12 protein-coding genes and 1 pseudogene are annotated in these 21,138 nt (G+C 39.3%); all 13 read right to left on the bottom strand.

Translation table 11 applies throughout. The features are described 5' to 3' along the window. The 13 genes and pseudogenes from D8837_RS07510 to D8837_RS09860 all read right to left on the bottom strand — a co-directional run bounded on the left by D8837_RS07510 (position 1) and on the right by D8837_RS09860 (position 21,092). Positions 1-672: a YggS family pyridoxal phosphate-dependent enzyme gene (locus D8837_RS07510; RefSeq protein WP_125456659.1), complete on the bottom strand. Its 672-nt coding sequence runs from the start codon at positions 670-672 to the stop codon at positions 1-3. Positions 673-676: 4 nt separating this feature from the next. Continuing rightward, entirely contained in the window at positions 677-1,933 is a 1,257-nt protein-coding gene (gene ftsZ / locus D8837_RS07505) for a cell division protein FtsZ (RefSeq protein WP_125456658.1), read from the bottom strand. 17 nt (positions 1,934-1,950) lie between these two features. Next, the gene (gene ftsA / locus D8837_RS07500) at positions 1,951-3,330 is read right to left on the bottom strand and encodes a cell division protein FtsA (protein WP_125456657.1); all 1,380 of its coding nucleotides are present in this window, start codon (positions 3,328-3,330) and stop codon (positions 1,951-1,953) included. Positions 3,331-3,542: 212 nt separating this feature from the next. After that, a complete protein-coding gene (locus D8837_RS07495) occupies positions 3,543-4,247 on the bottom strand; it encodes a TIGR02206 family membrane protein (RefSeq protein WP_001055256.1) in 705 nt (234 codons plus the stop codon). A gap of 90 nt (positions 4,248-4,337) precedes the next feature. Beyond that, positions 4,338-4,949: an NUDIX hydrolase gene (locus D8837_RS07490; RefSeq protein ID WP_125456656.1), complete on the bottom strand. Its 612-nt coding sequence runs from the start codon at positions 4,947-4,949 to the stop codon at positions 4,338-4,340. Further along, positions 4,936-6,309 carry a UDP-N-acetylmuramoyl-tripeptide--D-alanyl-D-alanine ligase gene (locus D8837_RS07485; protein WP_125456655.1) on the bottom strand — a complete coding sequence of 458 codons (1,374 nt, stop codon included), beginning with the start codon at positions 6,307-6,309 and terminating at the stop codon, positions 4,936-4,938. Before D8837_RS07485 ends, D8837_RS07490 begins: the two co-directional genes overlap by 14 nt. An 84-nt stretch (positions 6,310-6,393) precedes the next feature. Further along, complete coding sequence (locus D8837_RS07480) at positions 6,394-7,437, bottom strand: D-alanine--D-alanine ligase (protein WP_125456654.1); 1,044 nt, start codon at positions 7,435-7,437, stop codon at positions 6,394-6,396. Positions 7,438-7,629: 192 nt separating this feature from the next. Then, positions 7,630-16,215 (bottom strand): YSIRK-type signal peptide-containing protein, encoded by an 8,586-nt coding sequence (locus tag D8837_RS07475; RefSeq protein ID WP_125456653.1) that lies wholly within the window; start codon positions 16,213-16,215, stop codon positions 7,630-7,632. A 559-nt stretch (positions 16,216-16,774) separates the two neighbouring features. Continuing rightward, a complete protein-coding gene (locus D8837_RS07470) occupies positions 16,775-17,992 on the bottom strand; it encodes an aminoacyltransferase (RefSeq protein ID WP_125456652.1) in 1,218 nt (405 codons plus the stop codon). A 114-nt stretch (positions 17,993-18,106) separates the two neighbouring features. Next, positions 18,107-18,886, bottom strand: coding sequence for an alpha/beta hydrolase (locus tag D8837_RS07465; protein ID WP_125456651.1), 780 nt, complete (start codon positions 18,884-18,886; stop codon positions 18,107-18,109). Between the two features lie 66 nt (positions 18,887-18,952). Further along, positions 18,953-20,614, bottom strand: a complete 1,662-nt coding sequence (locus D8837_RS07460) for a ribonuclease J (RefSeq protein ID WP_125456650.1) — start codon at positions 20,612-20,614, stop codon at positions 18,953-18,955. A gap of 197 nt (positions 20,615-20,811) precedes the next feature. After that, positions 20,812-21,039 (bottom strand): annotated as a pseudogene (locus D8837_RS07455) (IS3 family transposase); the annotation flags it as partial. Beyond that, positions 20,994-21,092 carry an IS3 family transposase gene (locus D8837_RS09860; protein ID WP_398575074.1) on the bottom strand — a complete coding sequence of 33 codons (99 nt, stop codon included), beginning with the start codon at positions 21,090-21,092 and terminating at the stop codon, positions 20,994-20,996. The gene D8837_RS09860 and the pseudogene D8837_RS07455, both read right to left, overlap by 46 nt. Positions 21,093-21,138: the final 46 nt, after the last annotated feature.

The following is a 21,138-nucleotide window of genomic DNA, read 5'->3' as shown; positions in this document are numbered from 1 at the left end:
CTATTTAAAAAATGCTGTACCAATTCTGACAAAGGTTGAGCCAAATTCAATCGCTTCCTTGTAGTCACGACTCATACCCATACTCAAGTCCATCATTGGCATATTGGGAATTTGTTTTTCTCTAATTTCTAGTTGCAAATCCTGCGTAGCTTTAAAAATTTCTTTCAACTCATCACTACTAGCTTCAAAAGGAGCCATAGTCATCAAGCCGACATATTCAATTTTATCTAAGGTGGCCAATTCTGGCAAGAGCTCTAATAGTTCTTCCCTTGAAAAACCATGTTTGCTCTCTTCCCTTGAGATATTTACTTGTAAGAAACACTTAACAACTCTATCACTTCTTTTTTGAATTTCCTCTGCTAGCTTTAATGAATCCAAAGCATGGAAATAATCAACATACTGAATGACATCTTTGACCTTGCGCCTTTGCAAAGTTCCAATCAAATGCCAGGTAATATTTCTACATTTTAAAGCTTCATATTTCTCAAGAAATTTATCCACACGATTTTCACCAATATGATGCACACCTAGCGGAAGCAAAGCCTCCGCTGTCGGTACGTCTACATATTTTGTAACAGCAACAACCGAAACAGAATTGGCTTCTCTTCCTGCCTGCTGACTTGCATCTTTTATTTGTTGAAAAACACGTTCTGTATTTTCTTTCAAATTCATTTACTTAACGATTTTTGAAAAATGGAGGAGTGTCTAATTCATCCTCATCGTGTAAAGATGGTGCTTCGAAACGCTCAACTGGTGATACAACTGAATCAGTTGGTCGAACAATTGTCTCACGACGCAAGTCCCAATCACCAAATGCTGAAGTTTGAGAAGTTTCTGTACGGCGAGGTGATGGACTTGGAATTTCTACAGTTTCAGCCATATCAAAGTGACGATTATGATTGTGTGCATGACTTGGGCTTGTTTGTTCATGACGAACTGCTTGTCTTGGTGCATGGCCCACAACTTTTTCAACTCGATCTTGACGAACACCAGTTGCAACGACTGTAACACGAATTTCATCTTTCATGTTTTCATCGATAGATGTTCCAAGCCAGATGTTCACTCCTTGACCAGCTGCTTGGTTGACAATTTCTGAAGCTTCTTCTGCTTCAATCAAAGTCAAGTCGAGACCACCAGTAACGTTGACGATAACATCCTCAGCACCGTCAATAGTTGTTTCAAGAAGTGGTGAGTAGATCGCCTTACGAGCTGCTTCTACTACACGTTCTTCACCACTACCGATACCGATACCCATTAGAGCGTTCCCTTTATTTGCCATAACTGTTTTCACATCGGCAAAGTCAAGGTTAATCAAACCAGGATTTGTGATCAAGTCAGTAATTCCTTGAACACCTTGGCGAAGTACGTTATCTGCTTCGCTAAGAGCTTCAAGAAGTGGAGTTTTCTTATCAACAATTTCAAGCAAGTTGTTGTTTGAAATAATCAATAAAGTATCTACATGTTCGCGAAGCTGATTGATTCCTTCTACAGCATACTGACCACGTTTGCTTCCTTCGAAACCGAAAGGACGTGTCACAACACCAACTGTAAGAGCACCTAAATCTTTAGCAATGCGGGCAATAACAGGAGCTGCACCAGTACCAGAGCCACCTCCCATACCTGCAGTAATGAAGACCATATCTGCTCCAGTAATAGCTTGAGTCAAGGCTTCTTCGCTTTCTTCAGCTGCCTTTTGACCAACTTCAGGTCGACCGCCAGCACCCAAACCACGAGTCAATTTAGGGCCTAACTGAATTACAGTCTCAGCTTTAGTACTACTCAAAGCTTGTACATCTGTGTTTGCTGCGATAAATTCTACGCCTGCAACACCTTCGTCAACCATACGGTTAATGGCGTTTCCGCCACCTCCACCAACACCGATTACTTTAATAACTGCACCTTGAGCTGCTGCTGTATCAAATGAAAATGTCATAGTTTATTTTTCCTCTTTTATTCATCAAACATGCTTCCGATTAAGCCACGGAAACGATCTGCGATTTTTGGTTTATTTTGAGAAGATGGTTTCTCCTCTACTGTATTAATCTCATTAGTAGAAGGTAATGCTTCCATTTCTGTATTTGTAGTTGGATGGATAGTTGCCGATTGCGCAACTTGTGTTACACGTTGAATCATTCCACCAAAATTAATTGGCTGATGACGCAAGGCGTCCTCACCCTTAACTGCTCGTTGTGCCAAAAGATTAACCTCTGTTAATTGACCAGCAAATTCTGACAAACTTATCACATGAGCAAAAGCTGGATTACGGATTCCCACTTGATTAGGAACATAAAGCTTCACACGAACGCCGAACACTTCCTGAGCAAGTTCTACAACACCTGGTAAAATAGCATTACCACCAACCAAAACAATCCCACCTGGAAGATCCAACAAATGTCTTCTTTCCAATTCTTGCTTAATTTGTTCAAAGATATGTTTGATACGAGCTGAGATGATTTCTGCTAGATATTTTTCAGTAACTTCAACCGGTTCAACTTCACCGATCACTTCAACTTGGAAGGTTTCATTGCTTGCGAGCGAAGGATAAGCTTCCCCATAATTCAATTTCAAACCTTCAGCTAATTTCTGTGAGGTTTTCAAGACTTTAGAGATATCTTTTGTAACATAATCTCCTCCTTCTTGAAGGATATTTGTAAACTGAAGTTCTTGATTACGGATTGTAGCAACACTTGTTTGCCCTGCACCCATATCAATTACTGTTGCTCCAAATTCACGTTCACCTTCATTTAGCACCGAGCGAACTATAGCTAATGGAGAAATAATAATGTTTTCAAGTTGAACACCTACTCGCTCAACTGTCTTGCGTAAATTGTGAAGAATAGTACGTGGCCCCGTGTAAAGCAAACCACGCATTTCAAGACGAACTCCCATCATCCCACGTGGGTCACGTATACCTTGGAAACCATCTACGATAAATTCTTCAGGAATAAAAGTAATGACTTCACGATCTGGTGTCATACTCTTTGTCAAGGCTGATTTGACAACATTTTCAACATCTTGATCTGTAATTTCTTTTGTATCAGATGTAACTGGAATCATTCCTTGAGTTGGTTCTACTTGCAGAAGATTTCCAGGCAAACCAACATTCACTGATTTGATGGAAATGCCTGCCTTCTCCTCTGCTTGAGAAATAGCTGACTTGATAGCAGTTGCTGCTGCTTCAATATCAACAATTATTCCATCCTTTACACCTTTACTCTTGGCATTGCTTACACCAATAACATTTAATTCACCATTCCTCAGTTCGGCAACCAGCACCTTAATCGAATTAGTTCCGATATCTAAGCCTGTAAAAAAACCATCTCTAGCCATTACATCGCATCCTCTCTCTTCCAAGTTTCAAACTTCTATTCAATATAGCTAAAACAGGGTATAGCTATTCACAGAATATTATAACACAAAAAATCCAATCGTGCTTAGTTTTTCCTAAATTTACTTGTTATTTTTTCATATTCGCTTCTCAAACTTTCCTATATTCCAAACAACCTATAAAAATCGTATTGATGAAAAAAGAAAGCTCATTTCTAAGCTTTCTTTGCAATCATTTTTTCTGCTTCTTGTTCTAAAAATAGTTCCAAGATTTTCTTTGTCAACGTAATCGCTGCTGACAAGGCCAGGGAAACGATTAAATAATTAGCCACTAAGCCGTGATCTCCAACCAATGGCGGTTTGGTCAAGAATCCGTAATCTCCACCTGTTACCAAATTGACCACAAAAATTAAGGCATTTAATGCAAAGGTCATGAGAAAAATTCTTTTCACATCTAGCATTCTCGCATCGTACTGTCTCAAGAGATAAACCAGTGAGTTCCCCAAGAGAGCTAAGTGCCCAAAGATAAAGGACAAAATGGCAATATGTGGGAAAGGATAGGGATCTGGCACTGGATAAACAAAGGCAGCTAATGTCCCAAATGTTCCTAGTAATGCAAAATACTGCCTATATTTAGACTGACCAGGAAGCAAGAGCACCACAAACATAGCCATACGGCAATGGTAAAAGGGTAAACTTTCTGACAGTGGCATATGATTGACCCCATACCAACCATAAAGAAGGATTAACTGAACGGCCTGCAAGATTTGGAAAAATCGTTGGTAAACCTTCTTTTCACGATAGCGATAGGCTGTATAAAAGGTCAAGGCCAAGAGTGTAAATATACTGACATACCAATAAAGATCAAACTTGGGTGGCTCTGTTGCTTGGGTCGTAAAGAAAATATCCCATAAATTCATCTAGTATTCCTCATAATTCAAAATTTTCCTGCATTTTATTATACCATGCTATTTGTCAAAAATGAATTTAGAAATACGATAATCATCTTCTTAATCAAGATATTGCTCCCTCTGACCTTGATAAACCTGCCAAAGAATCTCTATTTGCTCCTTGGTAATGCGTTTTTCAGATAAGGCTGGCAGTTGGTCAATGGCAAAAAATTGAAGGTCAGCAATTTCTTGATTTTTTTGGAATTGTCCATCAAGAAGCTTACATTCAAAAACAAACTTTGCATATTGCTTGCTCTGTAGTTGGAAACGATTTGTATCAAAAACAGCTAGTAGTCTTTCTACTTTAGCTTCAAAACCGGTTTCTTCTTCAATTTCCTTGAGAATATTTTCTGTTGGAGAATAGCCGACTTCACCAAAGCCACCTGACAAAGCCCAATTATTCTCTCCTTGTCCCCTAACCAGACAAATCTTTTCGTCCTCAACAATCCAAGCACGGACGTCCATTAACGGAGTCGCATAAGCAGAAGTTGGCTTCAAGACTTCTGCCACTTCTTCGGCATCAAGGTCTGATGCTTGATTCAACATTTCAGATAAAAGACCTCGCAAGTCTTCATAGCGCTCACGGTCAAACGGATCTTTTGTAAAGGTTAATCCAGTATCTGTAATGGCAATCATTCTTTGCAAATACTTGACAAAATCACTTGTCTTCATGTTCTAAACTTTCTACCAATTTGGCTAGGTTCATAGAGTTAGAGCCTTTGAGCAAGATTTGATCATGAGCCCCAAGGCTTTCCTTGACCTGCTTGACTAGGTCTTCAAATTGGTCTTGATCTTCTGTTTTCTTGAAGTAGTAAACGTGACCGATTGGGAACATTTGACTAGCCAATTGGGCTAATTCAGCAATGTCTTCTCCATATAAAATAACAGTATCAAGCACATCTGGCGAAAGGCTCAAAATCATCTGATTATGAAGCTGAATAGACTGGTCACCAAGTTCCTTCATATCCGCCAACACTGCAATTTTCTTGCCACCTTCATTGGCTGGAATGGCAGAAAAAGTCTCTAAAATCAGCTTCATAGCAGTTGGATTGGCATTGTAAACATCTGATAGGATATCTGCGCCATTAGCTGCTTTCTTCCACTCGGTACGGTTACGCGTCAATTCAAGATTTTGGAAGGCCTGACGAATTTGCTCCTCAGAAACTCCTTCTTGCAGGGCAACATAGGATGCAATCATAGCATTGGTGGCATTGTACTTGCCAGTTACTGGCAAATCAAGGGCTTGCTCCAAGAAATTGGCCTTAAAGGTCAAGCTATCCTTACGTTCTACCAGGTCGGTAATTTCCAACTCTGCCCCTTGCCCAAAACGAACTACCTTTTTATCAGTTGGCAAGTAGTCCTCTACAATCGAATCTGCTGGTGCCAAGAGCAAGGAATTCGAAGACATACCGTCTGCAATTTGCATTTTCCCTTTAGCAATTTCAGAACGGTCTTTGAAAAAGGCCAAATGGGCTTCTCCAACCAAGGTCACGATGGCTGTTTTTGGATGAGCCAATTCTGACAAGAGATGAATATCTCCCAAGTGATCCTGCCCCATCTCCAAGACCAACTTTTCTGTTCCCTCAGGCATATGGAGAACTGTGTAAGGAAGGCCAATCTCGTTATTGTAGTTGCCTTGTGTTTTGTAAGTTTTATAAGTTGTTGATAGCAAGTGCGCCAACATGTCTTTGGTTGTTGTCTTGCCATTTGAACCCGTAACCGCAAAGACATCAACAGCTGTTTTTTCAAGATAGTAGGCTGCTAGTTGCTGAAAGGCAGTCAGAACATCATCTACTAGAATGTAAGGATGATTTGCGACCTTTTTCTCAGACAGGGTTACAGCAGCACCATTTTCAAAGGCTGTTTCGATAAAGTCATGACCATCACGCGCCCCTTTGAGGGGCACAAATAAATCCCCTGTAGTAATTAAACGACTGTCAAACTCAGCTTTTTCTAACTGAACATCCTCAAAGATGCTGATATCATTTTTAGCTCCTACAACTTGAGCCACTTCATGGATTGTTAATTTCATTTCTACTCCTTTAAAAAGGGTCGAAGTCCGAGAACTCAAGTCACCTTGCAGTGATAGTTCTGGCTTCTACCCTCTCTTTCATTTTTATAGCAAATGCGCTTCGCGCTTGTCAAAACTTTCCTTGGCAAGGTCCACCAAACGCTCGATTAGTTCTGGATAGCTGATTCCCATATTATCCCAAAGTAGTGGATACATTGACCACTGGGTGAAACCTGGCATGGTATTAAGCTCGTTTAGGAAAATCTCTCCCTTATCTGTATAGAAGAAATCGCAACGAGATAGTCCGAGGCCACCAATGGCACGGAAGGCTGTTTCTGCATTTTGACGCATGACAGCTACCACATCATCACTGATTTTGGCTGGGATATCCATGGTAATCTTGTTATCAATATACTTGGCATCATAGTCATAAAAGGCAACATCCTTGACTACTTCTCCTGGAAGCGTGCTTTTGACATCGTAGTTGCCCAGTAGCCCAACCTCGATTTCACGGGCATTTACCCCTTGCTCTACCAAGACACGGCTATCATATTGGAAGGCAAGTTTCAAGGCTTGACGGAGTTCTTCTTGATTTTCAGATTTGGAAATACCGACACTTGAACCCATGTTTGATGGTTTTGTGAAGACTGGATAAGTCAATTTTTCTTCAACTTCAGCTATTTTAGAAGTCACATCATCGCCTTCGACAATGGCCACATAAGGAACTTGGGCAATACCAGCAGATTCCAACACACGCTTAGTCGTGATTTTGTCCATGGCAAGACTTGATGACAAGATGTTGCAACCAACATAAGGCATTTTCAAAACTTCAAGGAAACCTTGAACAGAGCCATCTTCTCCCATCGGACCGTGAAGGACTGGAAAGACCACTGCTCCTTCTTCGTAGATGGCACTTGGTGCAACTTTCTTATCCCAATCAATGGTTTCATTGGTCATGAGACGGTCCTCTTGACCAGGAGTCTGGCTAAATTCTTGCGTTTTAATAAAGTCACCTGACTGGCTGATGAAGAAAGTCTTGACTGTAAAACGGTCGTAGTTGACCGCACGCATCACACTCTCAGCTGAAAGAACAGAGACTTCACGCTCTGCACTACGTCCACCGTATAAAAGAATAATCGTTTGTTTCATATTATTTGTTCCAATTCTAATAGAANACTCGTTCTTTAGTATATCATATTTGCTTCTTTTTTGAAACTTGAACCTGATACTAAAGCTCAATATATATAAAAGGAAGGACAAAATTGTCCTTCCTCTGTATTAGATTTTCATAACTCATGGAGTTGATAACTAGCCAACTTTCTCTTTAAATAGATAGTCGTTTTAGTCTTTCTTCTTGCGAGCTACAAGACCAAATCCACTCAAGACTCCAAGAAGACCAAGTGCTGCAAGACTAGCATTTGCTTCTGTACCTGTATTTGGCAACTCTTTTTGACCTTCAACATATTTAGCTGTTTCTGGTTGTTTTGGTTGCTCAGGTACTGCTGGCATTTCTGGAGAAACTGGTTGACTTGGTTCAACCGGTCTTGGAGTTGGCATCTCAACTTTCTTGAAGATATGTCTGATATTTCCATTTGAATCCGTCACAGTCTTGACGTATTCGTAACCTGGAATTGTTCCTGGTTCTTTAGAACCTGGTTCAGTTGGTTTCAATGGATTTCCATTTTCATCTGTCCAAGTTGTTGTATTTTGTTTACCTGGATTTGGTTGAGGAACAGGTGAAGGTGTTGGAGCTGGTGGCGTTACTTTTTCATAAACGTGTTCAATATCACCATTATCAAGCTTCTTAGTCTCTACGAATTTGTAACCTGGAATATCTTTCTTAGGTTGATCTCCTTCTTCACTTGGATAGTTAGGAATTTCTTTGCCTTCTTTATCCTTGAATGAAGTTTTCACTTTTTCGTAGATATGTTTTGTATTACCGTCATTATCCGTTACAGTTTCCACGAATCTGTATCCTGGGATTTCTTTCTTAGGAGTTGTTCCGTCTTCACTTGGATAATTTGGAATTTCTTTGCCTTCTTTATCTCTAAAGATAGTTTCTGGGCGAACTGTTGGTGTGTAAGATGCAGAAATTGTTTTACCATTTTTATCTTTTCTAACAACTGTTACACCATTTGCTGTTCCTACGAATTCTGGTTCTGGTGTGAAGGTTACTTTTCCATTTGGATTAATAGTGTAAGTTCCTTGACCTGGTACTACTTTTGTAGTTGAGCCATCTTCGAATGTTGGTGGTACCTCTTTATCAATGTCTCCTTCAAATACTGGAGTATTTGATTGTGTTTTACCTTTTGGTCCTTCAGATTCTACATCTTTAGTTGATGTTGCTCCTAGAACTGTTGGCGTGTATTTCGCCGTGACTGGTGTCCCATTTTTATCAACACGTTTAACAGTTACACCTTTCGTTACACCTACGAAGTCTTTTTCCGGAGTGAATGTTACTTTTCCATCTTTATCAACAGTGTAAGTTCCTTCACCCGGTACAACTTTAGTAGTTGAACCGTCTTCGAATGTCGCTGGTACATCGTTATCGATGTCTACTGTTTTCTTCTTACCATTCACAGTTTCTGATCCACCTTTGAAGATTGGTGTGCCTTCTTGAGGTGTGTTCTTAGGTCCAACTGATGTTACATCTTCCCCAGATGGTGATACTGGGATTACAGTTGGTGTGTATTTGGCTGTTACTGGTGTTCCATTTTTGTCAACACGTTTAACAGTTACACCTGTTGCTACACCTGTGAATTTTGGTTCTGGTACGAATGTTACAGTTCCATCAGGTGCTACAGTGTAAGTACCTTCGTTTGGCACTACTTTTGTAGTTGAACCATCTTCAAATGTCGCTGGTTTATCGTTATCGATGTCTACTGTTTCTTCTTTTCCATTTACAGTTGTTTTTCCACCTGTGAATGTTGGTTTTCCTGTTTGAGTTTCACCTTGTAGGTCTTTAGATTTAGCTTCTTTACCTTTTGGTGTGACTCCTACTACTGTTGGTGTGTATGTTGATTCAGCTGGAGTACCGTTTTTATCAACACGTTGAACTGTTACACCTGTTCCGCGTCCTGTGAAGTTTGGTTCTGGTGTGAATGTTACTTCTCCAGATTTCGGATCGATTGTGTATGTTCCTTCGTTCGGTACTTTAATCGTAGTTTTATCTGTTGGTTGACCAGTTTCTGGATCTACGAATTTCGCTGGTTTAGTTTCATCGATTTCTACAGTTTTTTCTACTCCATTAACAGTTGTTTTACCTGGTGTGAAGTTTGGAGTTGCTTTTTGCGTTGCTCCTTGGATACCTACAGTAGTTTTTTCTTCACCTGTTGGTGTTACTGGTACTACAGTTGGTGTATAAGTCGCTGTTGCTGGTGTTCCATTTTTATCAACACGTTGAACTTTAATTCCTGAAGTTTTACCTTTGAATTGTGGTTCTGGGGTAAATGTTACTTCCCCACTATTCGGATCAATTGTGTATGTTCCTTCGTTCGGTACTTTTACAGTTGTTGCATCTGTTGGTTTACCTGTTGTTGGATCTACCAATTTAGCTGGTTTTGTAGTATCAATTTCGACTGTTTCTTCTTTACCGTTAACAGTAGTTTTACCACCTGTGAATGTTGGTGTTGATTTTTGTGGTGCACCTTGAACATCTTCAGTACCTTTATCGTCACCTTTTGGTGTTACTGGTTTAACGAATGGAGTGTATTTACCATTTACTGGTGTACCGTTTTTATCTTCACGTTGAACTTCAATTCCTTTAGCTTCCCCAGTGAAGTTTGGTTCTGGTGTAAATGTTACTTTACCATTTTCATCAATTTCGTAAGTTCCTTCGTTTGGTACTTTTACAGATGTTGCATCTGTTGGTTTACCAGTTGTTGGATCTACTAGTTTTGGTGCTTTTTCTAAGTTAATAGGTACTTTTTTGTCACCTTCTTTGAATGTTGGTGTACCTTCTTGTGATTTACCTTGGATTCCTTCTGAAGTAACTGGAGTCGCTGTTGGTGTTACCGGTGTGATGTATGGTGTGTAAGTAGTTGCTACTGTAATACCATTTTCATCAGCGGCTTGAACACGTACTGGTTGTACTTCACCGTAATATGTTGCATTTGGCGTTAATACTCCGACAGCTTTACCATCTACTACTTCAAGAGTGTATTCCCCGATTACATTTCCTTCTGGATCTTTCGCAGGAACTTTCGTAGCTGGTTGTCCATTTTCATCTAATAACGTATAAGAAGTTGGGTCAATCGGTACAGTTTTCTTAGTAGCTACTTTTACATCTGGGTGATCAATATCCGGTACAGTCGTTTTATCTACCACACTATCAATAAATGTAACAGGTTGTTTTTGAACTTGACCTTGAACATCTTGTGATGTAGCTGGTTGTGCTTTCGGTTTAGCTCCGATAACGATTGGACGATATTTACCGATAGCTGGTTGTCCAAGTTTATCAACACGTTGAACGATTACCCCTTTCGCTTCACCAACGAACGTTTTCTCAGGAACGAAATCAACTGTTCCATCTTCTCTAAGAGTATATTCCCCTTCTCCTTCAACTTTAATTGGAGTTCCTACTGCTACTGGTTGTTTTGTTGCTGGATCAAGTACTACTGGAGCAACAGCTTTGTCGATTTCTACTGTTTTCTCTTCTCCACCGATTTCTACTGTTCCACCTTTGAACTTAGGTTTTCCGTGTTGTTCTTGACCTTGGATATCTGCAGAGATGACATCCCATCCTGTAGGTGTGACTGGGTGAACGACCGCTGTGTATTCTCCACGAGCTGGTGTTCCGTTTTTGTCTTTACGGATAACTGTTAAAGTCGTACCTTTACCTGAGAATGTTTTCTCTGGTACGAATGTTACTGTACCATCTGGAGCTACTGTGTAAGTACCTTCGTTTGGTACTACTTTTTTAGTTGAACCGTCTTCAAATGTTGCTGGTACAGTGTCGTCCATTGGTACAGTTTCTTCTTTACCATTAACAGTTGTTTTACCACCTTCAAAGGCTGGTTTACCGCTTTGAGTTGCACCTTGAATATCTTCTGTGAATGCCATTTTACCGATTGGAGTCACTGGTTTAACAGTTGGTGTATAAGTCGCTGTTGCTGGTGTTCCATTCGCGTCTTTTACTTCTACTGTTGCTGGTACTGGTGTACCTACGAAGTCTTTATTCGGTGTGAAGGTTACTTTTCCTGTTGTTGGATCAATTGTGTATGTACCAACTTGTTTTCCTGTTGCATCTTTAGCTGGAATTGTTGGTTCATCTGTTGCTTTACCTGTTGTTGGGTCTACTAATTTTGCAGGCTGAGTTGCATCAATTTTAATTGGAGCAACTGGGTGTCCTTGCGTAAATGTTGGAGTTCCTTCTTGAGGTGAACCTTGGATTCCTTCAGAAGTTGTCGGAGTTCCTGTTGGTGTTACCGGTGTAATGTTCGGTGTATAAGTAGTTGTTACAGGAGTTCCGTTTTTATCTTTGGCTTGAACAGTTACTGGTTCTACTTTACCTACATATGTTTTATCAGTTGGTGTAAATACTGCAACTGCTTTTCCATCCACATTCTTAACAGTATAAGTACCGACTACTTTTCCAGTCGCATCTTTAGCTGGTACTTCTGTAGCTGGGTTACCATTTTCGTCTAATAATGTGTATGTTGTTGAATCGATTGGTACTTTTTTCTCAACACCATCGATTGTTGTTTTCGAATCGTTAAATGTTACAGGTTGTTCTTGAGTTGCACCTTGAATATCTGTTGAAGTTGCTGGATCTGCTGTTGGAGTTACTGGTTCTACAACTGGAGTATAGTTCCCTTTAGCAGATACTTCTACAGCATTTCCTTCTTTATCGGTTGCATTAGCTGTTACTTTTACATCAACACCTTGAGCTGTTCCTGTGAATGTTGGAAGTGGGGTGAATGTTACGACACCTGTTGTTGGGTTAATCTCATAAGTTCCTTCGTTTGGCACAACAACTTTTCCTTCATTATCAGCACCTTCTAACGAGTATTTAGCTGTAGTTAGATCAACATTTGTACCATCTGGTGTGTTTTCTGGAGTGTTTAGTTCAGAGAATCTTTCACTTCCTGTTTTAGAAGTTTGGACTGCTCCTTGAACATCTTTAGTAGTATCATCGTTGCCTTTTACACCATAAACTGTTGGTGTATAAGTAGTTGATGCTTCTACTGTTACTGGTTTACCATCATCTCCTGGAATCGTTACATTTGCTACAACCGAAATTGGTTTAGCAGTTCCGATATATCCTTGAGCTGGTGTGAACGTTACTTTTCCTGTTGTTGGATCTACGGTATAAGTCCCTTCATCTGTAGTTACAGAGTCTTTTTTCTCTCCGGTTGCTGGATCTACTAGTTTGTAATCAGATACTGTAGAGTTTTCAGGAAGACCAGTCTTGAATCCTTTTTCCATAGTATCACTTTGTGGAGTATCTTGTGCACCACCTGAGATTTCTGGTTTAGGTACAACGATGTAGTAAGTTGTTTCTGCTACTGCATCATCAGTTACTTCACCTGAATCTGTTCCTCCTACTGTTGGAGTCGTTACAACACCGTTTGAGTCTACTGCTCTTACTGTAACTTTATAGCTTCCATATTGACCTAATGTGTAAGCTGCGATTTCTGGGTTCGCTAAGTTTGCTGCTGCAGCTGTTTTTAGTGCTTCACGTGCTGACTCTACAGCTTTTTCAGCTTCTGAAGCTGCTGTACGTGCTGACTCTACTTCAGTATTTTTTGTTGAAAGATTTGCTTGAGCTGTTGCTAATTGCTCCTCGATAGATGCTTTGAAGGCTTTTACATTAGCAAGTTTTCTTTCTGCTAATTCTTGAGCTGTTGGCGAAATTGTACGTAATTTCAAGTCATCTAATGCTTTCTGCGCATCTTCTACAGTTCTTGTTGAACGATCTAATAGTTCTTGAAGACGAGCTAGTTCGTTTTGTGCATCTTGTTGTTCTTTTACAGCTGTTGCTGCCGCTTGAGTTTTAGCTGCCGCTGTACGTTGAGCTGTGATGTACGCTGCTTCTTCTGCTTTTGCCGCATCGAATACTTTTTGGCTTCCGTCTGGAGCTGTTACTGTTACTTTTGTTTTAATTGTTTCTGATTGTGCATCATCTGATTTATCATCGATAGTATCTGTGAAATCAACGTTAGCTTTTTCTGATTTTAGTAAATCTACTGAAGCATCTTTTACTTCTGAGTAACTTGTTGATGTCCCAGCTGGTTTAGCATTTTGAATTGATGCTACGTCTGTTGAGCTTGCTTCACGGTATGCTACATACCCTTTAAATCCTGATGCTGTTTCAACTTCCCAACCAGCATTTGATTTTTTAGCTGTTACTGCTGTTCCGTCAGAAGATGTCCATTGATTTGTTACTGAGTCATAACTTACTGTAACTACCATCCCTTGTTCTGAAGATGTGTTATCTTTTTTAACTAGAGTCTCTGTACGTGTAACATTACCTACTGCAGTTACCTCACCATTTTTACGGATTTCAGCAATCTTGTCCACTAAGGTTGACGCTGAAGATGTTGTATTCCATGTACGTTCAAACTCATAAACAACGAACTTAACATCACCATTTGCTTGCGCATCTGTATAAACACGACGTTCAATAAGAGTTGATGTGCCATTACCATTGTCTTTTAGTTCATAAGCTTTTTCAGTAGGTAACGAATATTTACCTGTTGCACGGTTAAATTCCGCTTTATACGTATTCCCTGCTGCGTCAGTTACCATAGCAAATTCACGTTGAATGTTTGCTTTTACCTTATCAGTTGTTGCTTTTGCTGCGATGCTATCTACACCTACGTATTGTGTAGCATCAGATGTTACCGGAATATTGAATTTTGAAGGTGCTATTGTAGAAGCTGCTCCTAGTACATCTCCTTCATTTACAGCAGTATTTGTTGTTCCAGCTGCTACTGTCCAGTTTCCATCCTTAACTGCTAATTTAGTTACAGTACCATCAGGCATTGTAATTTCTGCTGTGTTAGCTCCATTTGAAACAGTTACTGGCACTTTTGTAGCATATGCTTCTACGTTAGATACTGTAATTTTTGGTGCTACAGCAATAGTAATGTTTTCATGAGCTTCTTGACCATACATATTCCAATCCATATTTCTCGCATTGGTTGTATTGTTATAGTCTTTTGCATAAACAGCCGCTGTGAAAATACCAGCTTCTGTTGCTGTTCCAGTAATATCTCCATTTTGTGGATTATAATTTAATCCTGGTACAACATCATTTATCGAAGTTTTGTTTCCTGTATAATTACCATTTAAGGCAGTATGCGCTGTGACAGTTTGTGGTCCGTTCTCGGTATTTACTTTAGATCCATCAACTGCAGTAAAGGTTGCTCCACTTGTTTTTTTAGGAGCAGTTTTTGAACCGGCAACAACTTTTTCTCCACCATCTCTGTATACATAATCAGCTCTTTCATCACGAGTCATTCCATCGTTATCAACATATTTAATATTATGATTGACTTGGTCGCCTATTGTTACTAATTTTGATTTTCCTTGAATAACTGGTGCAGATGAATCTTGCCATCCTACCCATCCAGCTGTTAAGTCTCTGAAAGTAACTTGCTGAGTAGCTCCATCTTTCTCTACAGTTAGAACATAACGCATGTCATATACACCGTTTTGAAGAGTAGATGCTACATATCCTTCCACAGTATCTTTATCAGCATTATAACCTAATCCTGGTGGTAAGTTGCTCGCTTCAATTTTTGCAATTGTGTATCCTGCAGCAGTTGCTTCTGGTGATAAACTAAAACGTTTTTTCACATCAGTAAGATAAACATAATGATTTCCTTGTTCAAAAGTATAACCATAGATTTCTGTAGCTAGGTACTCATAAGCACCTCCTGCTCCCCATGTTGTTTTCCCATTAGCTTTTCCTGTAGCACGAATTTTACCTTTCCATAATTCTGCTTCACGACCAAGCTTTTGAGCTNCTGTTTTTGATAAAGGAATATCAGTACGTCCACTAACCCCGGCTTGTCCACTATTAGCCGCTGGCACATCAGTGTTCTCAGATTGATATCCATGAACATAAACTTTATAGTTAGAGTTACCATCTAGTACTTTGTAAGATTTACCTGTAGATCCAAGGAATTCACCATTTTCTTTTCTTAGTTCTGTAGAAGCAGCTGTGTATCCTTCATTAGCTGAACGTAAGTGTGAACCTTCGACTAGTTCTTTACCATTACGTTCATCTTTAGAACCTGTATTTTCAATTGCGTTTGAGTCAGATTTTTTCTCTGTGTTCTCAGCTTTTTTCCCTACAGTTTCTTTACCATTTGTAGTGTCAACTACTGGTGTTTCTGTTTTCTCTACTGGTTTGTTTTGTAGTTTTGAGTTTACAGTTGTTACAAGTTTGTTGTAAACAGCTTTTAACTCATCTTGACTTGTAGCACTTGAAAGAGCTGCTTTTGCCGCTTCCAAATCTGCATTCAAAAGAGCTAAACTTTCGTCTGTCTTGTTTGCATATTTTCCAGCAGCGAGTTTCCCAGCTACTTCATTCACATAAGACTCAAGTTGAGACTTGTCTAGTTTAGGAGCAGCTTCTTCTTTTGTAACTTCTTCAGCAGATTTTGGTGCGTCTTCCTTCTTAGACTCTTCCACTTTAGGAGTCGCTACTTCAGGTTTAGTTTCCTCTTTAACTTCCTTATCAGCTACTGCAGGAGTGGCAACTTTATCCTTAGCACTATTATCTTCTGTATTAGGTGATACTACTGCCACATCAGAAACATTCCCATCAACTGCTATTTCTGACGCAGATACTGCACCATTTCCAAGGAACATCAAACCAGCCGCAATCGCTACTGATGCTGCTCCAAAGCTATATTTACGAATCCCATAACGGATGTATTTTTCTACTCTAAAATCTTGTTGTTGCTTGCATTTCATTGAAACCAACAACCTCCTTTTATTTTCATCATGTTAGTTAAAAATCCCAAAAAATCCCTCAACATCTTTTTACGTAGTTGAGAGGAAATTTTATATCATTCACAATTAACATGTATATTCATAGTACCATTTCTAATTTAATTGTTCAAGTTATTTGTCTTAAAAATTCATAATAAAACATAATTATTTTTTATGTTTGTTAGTTTAAATGTTTCAAATTTTCAGAACAAACTCCATTCAATAAAGCATTTCATCCTATTTTTTCCAATTGTTGTTGATGTAATTTTCTGAATATTAGTCTCAATTCTAATTAAACAATTATTCAAAAAAACTTTGTTGTTATTGCATAACTTTGTATTATTACAAATATTTTCATTGATTAAAACCCTTACATTTGCTAGCTTTTTATAATAGTAACTTTTAGATATTAAAAAAGAGAGAACGAATCTAATTCTCTCTTGCTTATCTTCTAATAGTAACGCTGGGTAAATCTCAAATATGAAGTAACGTAGCATTAAAACCCATCTAAAATGAAACCATTTTCTATCATTTACTTATTTTAACTATGTTTTTTTCTTAATTTTTTACGAAGATCGAGAGCAAATCTCAACAAAGGATAAAGAGGGTGTGTTGGCAATGTAAATTCACCCATTAATTCTTCGATAGTCGGATTAAAACTTGCTTTAAATCGATAAAGACCACCATCTAGGGAATTCTCTATTCCACCTAAGTTTTGCCATAAATTCCCACGTTCAAAGGCATAGCGAGCCGTTTCATACCACGTTAAAATTGGAGCATTGTAGCGCCTAAACATATCATCCATACCGGCATATAAATTGACAGAAACCTGACCAAATTCTACAACCAATGTCGCAGATAAAGGCACTTTGAACTCCCCTCTATTGATGTAGTCCTGCAAGAAAAGTAATTCCTCTTCTAAACGTTCTTTTTCTTGCAAATTATCTTTCACTTTTGACTCTCTAGTTGAGTCCTTAAATGTTTCTGCCACAGCTTTGTTTTTGACTAACAACTCTTCTAATTCCTTGAAACGTTTTACTACATCAAGACTTGCAAGTGTAATATAAGAGTGTCCCTTGAAATTATCTAATATTTTTTTATAATAATCTTGATTTCTCAAGTGGATATCTTTTCTTTTTTCAGTTTTTTTCATCAAATCTGAAAATGAATCCAATAATTCAATGCCACCAACTTGAATTTCAATTCCTTTATTACGAGCTGTTCGAATAGCCTGTTTTGTTGATTTTGATAGAGATTCTTCACTAAAATTTTCTCTGTATATTTTCGCCTGAACTCGAGGTTGAATCGTATCACCCATGTCACTCGTAAGTCCTGACCACTTCACTCCCAGCTTCTTTAGTCTCTCAAGGATAATAAGGTTATCAGAAAGTTTTATCTTTTCTTGACCTACTAGTGTTTGAGATAGACAAATACTAGGGTCAAAAATTACAAAAATCGCTCGTTTGCTACGTGCATATGATTTTATAGATTTAATGACAAACTCTAATAGTTCTTTGTCTCTGTAGTCTAAGATCGGGCCTCTTGATATATAAAACATTTTATAACCTAACGGAAGAGATTTTATTAAAATACTAGCCACAGCAAGCAATTTATCATCTTTGTAAATACCAAGTCTATCATGTTGCCAATCAGATTTGACTTCTTGCCAAGCGCTACTCTGTAAGATATTGATTAAAGCATGTTGCTTGACAAAATCATCATGCTCTGACGAAGGAATATCGGTTTTATAATGATACATAGTTTACTCTCTTTACAATAGGATCTCATACTATTTTACTACTTTCACTTGAAAAGTCTAGTGAAAACAAATTTTCATTTCATTTTGAAATATTTAAGTGATTATCGTCTAAAATTAACCTAATCTCTCTTCTAATTTAAAATCGATTGGCAAGGTTGCTAAGAATCCTTCCAATTGTTTTTCCCAGTAATACCACTCGTGAGTTCCAGCGCTATGACTATAGGTCACAGCAAAGCCCAGTTTTTTGAGATTTTTCACTGCCAGATTATTGGCTTCATACAAGAAGTCCTGCTCGCCACACCAAGCCCACAGCTTGGTCTTTTTATCCGATTTTTTAGCCAGACTTTCAAGTGAATAGGGACTAGTTGTCCAATCTTTAATCTCTCCAAACACACCTCTCCAGTAAGCTGGCGTGCCCAAATCTTGGCTCTCAGGAGAAAAATCTTGAAAGCTCAATGCACCCGAAAAGCTAGCTGCATGAGAAAAACGATTTGTAGCAAGAGCCAGTTTGAAGCAGCCGTAGCCTCCCATGGAGAGACCAGCAATAAAGGTCTTTTCACGCTTACTAGTCATATTAGGGAAGAAGCGTTTCAGAACCTGTGGCAATTCCTCTGCTAGAGCCGTGTAGTAGTCAAAACCATATTGGGTATCGGTATACCAACCGTTGCTGGTATTGGGCATAACAACGATGAGATTGGTTCCTCGAAGTAAGCGTTCTACATTGGTTCGCTTGAGCCAACTATTATGATTGCCAGACATCCCATGCAAAAGGTACAAGACGGGAATATCGTTACACTCTGGTTCTTCCACTCGATTGGCATCAGGGTAGAGAACATTCACTCCCCACTCCATATCCAAAACTTGTGAGTAATACTCGATTTTCATTACTGCCATAATTTTTCCTCTATTTTTCTATAAGAAAAAGCCGAAACTCGACTTTCTCTCTGTTTATTTCAAAGATTATTTTGCTTCCATGACTACTGGTAAAATAGCTGGACGACGTTTGGTTTGGTCAAAGAGATACTTGGTCAGATTATCACGAACCTTCCCTTTAAGATCTGCCCAATCAAAGTCATCTCCTTGAAGATAATCTTCTACCGTTTGGTTAATCAATTCTGAACTTTCACGGAGAATATCGCGACTCTTCTTGAGATAAACAAACCCGCGCGTATGAACACGAGCCTTGGCCACGATTTTCTTCTCACGACGATTAACTGTAATTGCTACGATGAAAATACCGTCCTCTGACAAGACCTTGCGGTCACGAAGGACTACATTACCAACATCACCGATAGCATTTCCGTCAATCAAGACATCGCCTGCCGAAACTGCGCCAGCTGGGACAAAGTCTCCATTCTCATAAGCCATGCTGGTTCCCTTTTTAGGGATGAAAATACATTCTGGCAACATCCCAACTGCCATAGCAGCCTTAGCATGGGCATCCAACTCGCGGTATTCCCCTTGAATCGGGAAGAGATACTTAGGTTGCAAAAGGTTGATCATCAATTGAAGATCACGCGCATTTCCGTGCCCTGACACGCGCAAGCTTTGAGTAATCAGCTTGACAACTCCTCCAGCTTGGTAAATCATATTTTCCACACGTGCCATGACCGCTTCTTTGGCGATAGACGGTGTCGTTACAATATAGACCAGGTCACCATCCTTGATTTCCACATAACGATGGCGACCAATCGACATCTTGCGAAGACCGTTGATAGGCTCACCCATACGACCTGTCTCAAGGATAATCAACTCATGGTCTTCAAAACGAGACATATCTTTTGGCTTAATCAAAAGACTCTCATTAGCTAGAGATAATTTCTTGAGGCGAATAGCAGTACGGACGATATTTTCAATATCAAATCCTGTCAAAACCACACGACGGCCTGTTGCATCCGCAGCGTCAAACACCTGCTGGATACGAGAGAGGTTGCTGGCTACTGCTGCAACGATGATACGACCATCCCAGTCCGAAATGGTTTGAGTGATCTCATCCCCAACTTCACTTTCACTAGCCACTTGGATATTACTATCTGCATTGGCTGAATCGCTAAGAAGAGCTAGAACTCCATCACGACCGATTTCTGCCAAACGAGCGAAGTCTGTGGCATAAGATTCACTAGCTGTCTGGTCAAATTTGAAGTCACCTGTATAAACGATACTACCTTCAGCTGTCTTCAAGACAACACCCAGACTTTCTGGGATAGAGTGGGTCGTACGGAAGAAGGACACCACTGTCCCTCCAAAATCAATCTCCGTATCCTCATCAATGACATGGAAATCATTAAATTTCTTAACTGTGTCATTCCCTTTGACAAAGAGTTTTGCCAACTCAATGGTCAACTCAGAGCCAAATACAGGTACCTTGGCTTCAGCCAAGAGATAAGGCAGAGCACCAATAGCATCTGCATGTCCATGGGTCAAGAAGACGCCAGCGATACGGTCGCTATTTTCAAAAAGGTAGTCCATATTTGGAATAACTACGTCCACCCCTAGTTGTTCGTTTTCAGGGTATTTCAGACCTGCATCCAAAACGAAAATAGATCCATCGATTTCAGCGATATACATATTTTTCCCATTTTCACGCACACCACCAAGTGTTGTTAAACTGATATTACTCATTTTTCCTCCGAAAGCTTAGTTTATCTTGATTATAGGGTTACTTTCCCTTTTATTCTAAAAGCACTATTACTTTTAGCCGAATCTTTTCCTACCATTATACCATTTTTTTGATGATTTTCAAAATGAAGATTTATTTTCAAAAAAGAGCTGGTTTCCCAACTCTTTCTGTACTGACCCCAAAAAGTTAGACAAATAATTTAAGTAAAGGATTTAGTTCTGTATTGCACAGGACTAAGTCCTTTTAATTTTACCTTAATGCGTTTATTGTTGTAGTAATCAATATAGTCTACAATAGCTTGCTCCAATTGATTAAGTGATTTAAACGTCTTCTCGTAACCATAAAACATTTCGGATTTCAAAATACCAAAGAAGGATTCCATCATGCCGTTGTCTGGGCTGTTACCCTTACGCGACATAGATGGCTGGTCTCGTAACCATAAAACATTTCGGATTTCAAAATACCAAAGAAGGATTCCATCATGCCGTTGTCTGGGCTGTTACCCTTACGCGACATAGATGGCTGG

Source organism: Streptococcus mitis, assembly GCF_003942965.1.
In the GTDB taxonomy this organism is placed as follows: Bacteria; Bacillota; Bacilli; order Lactobacillales; family Streptococcaceae; genus Streptococcus; species Streptococcus mitis_BH.
The sequence above is the reverse complement of the archived record's forward strand: the minus strand, read 5'-3'. Positions and strand labels throughout refer to the sequence as shown.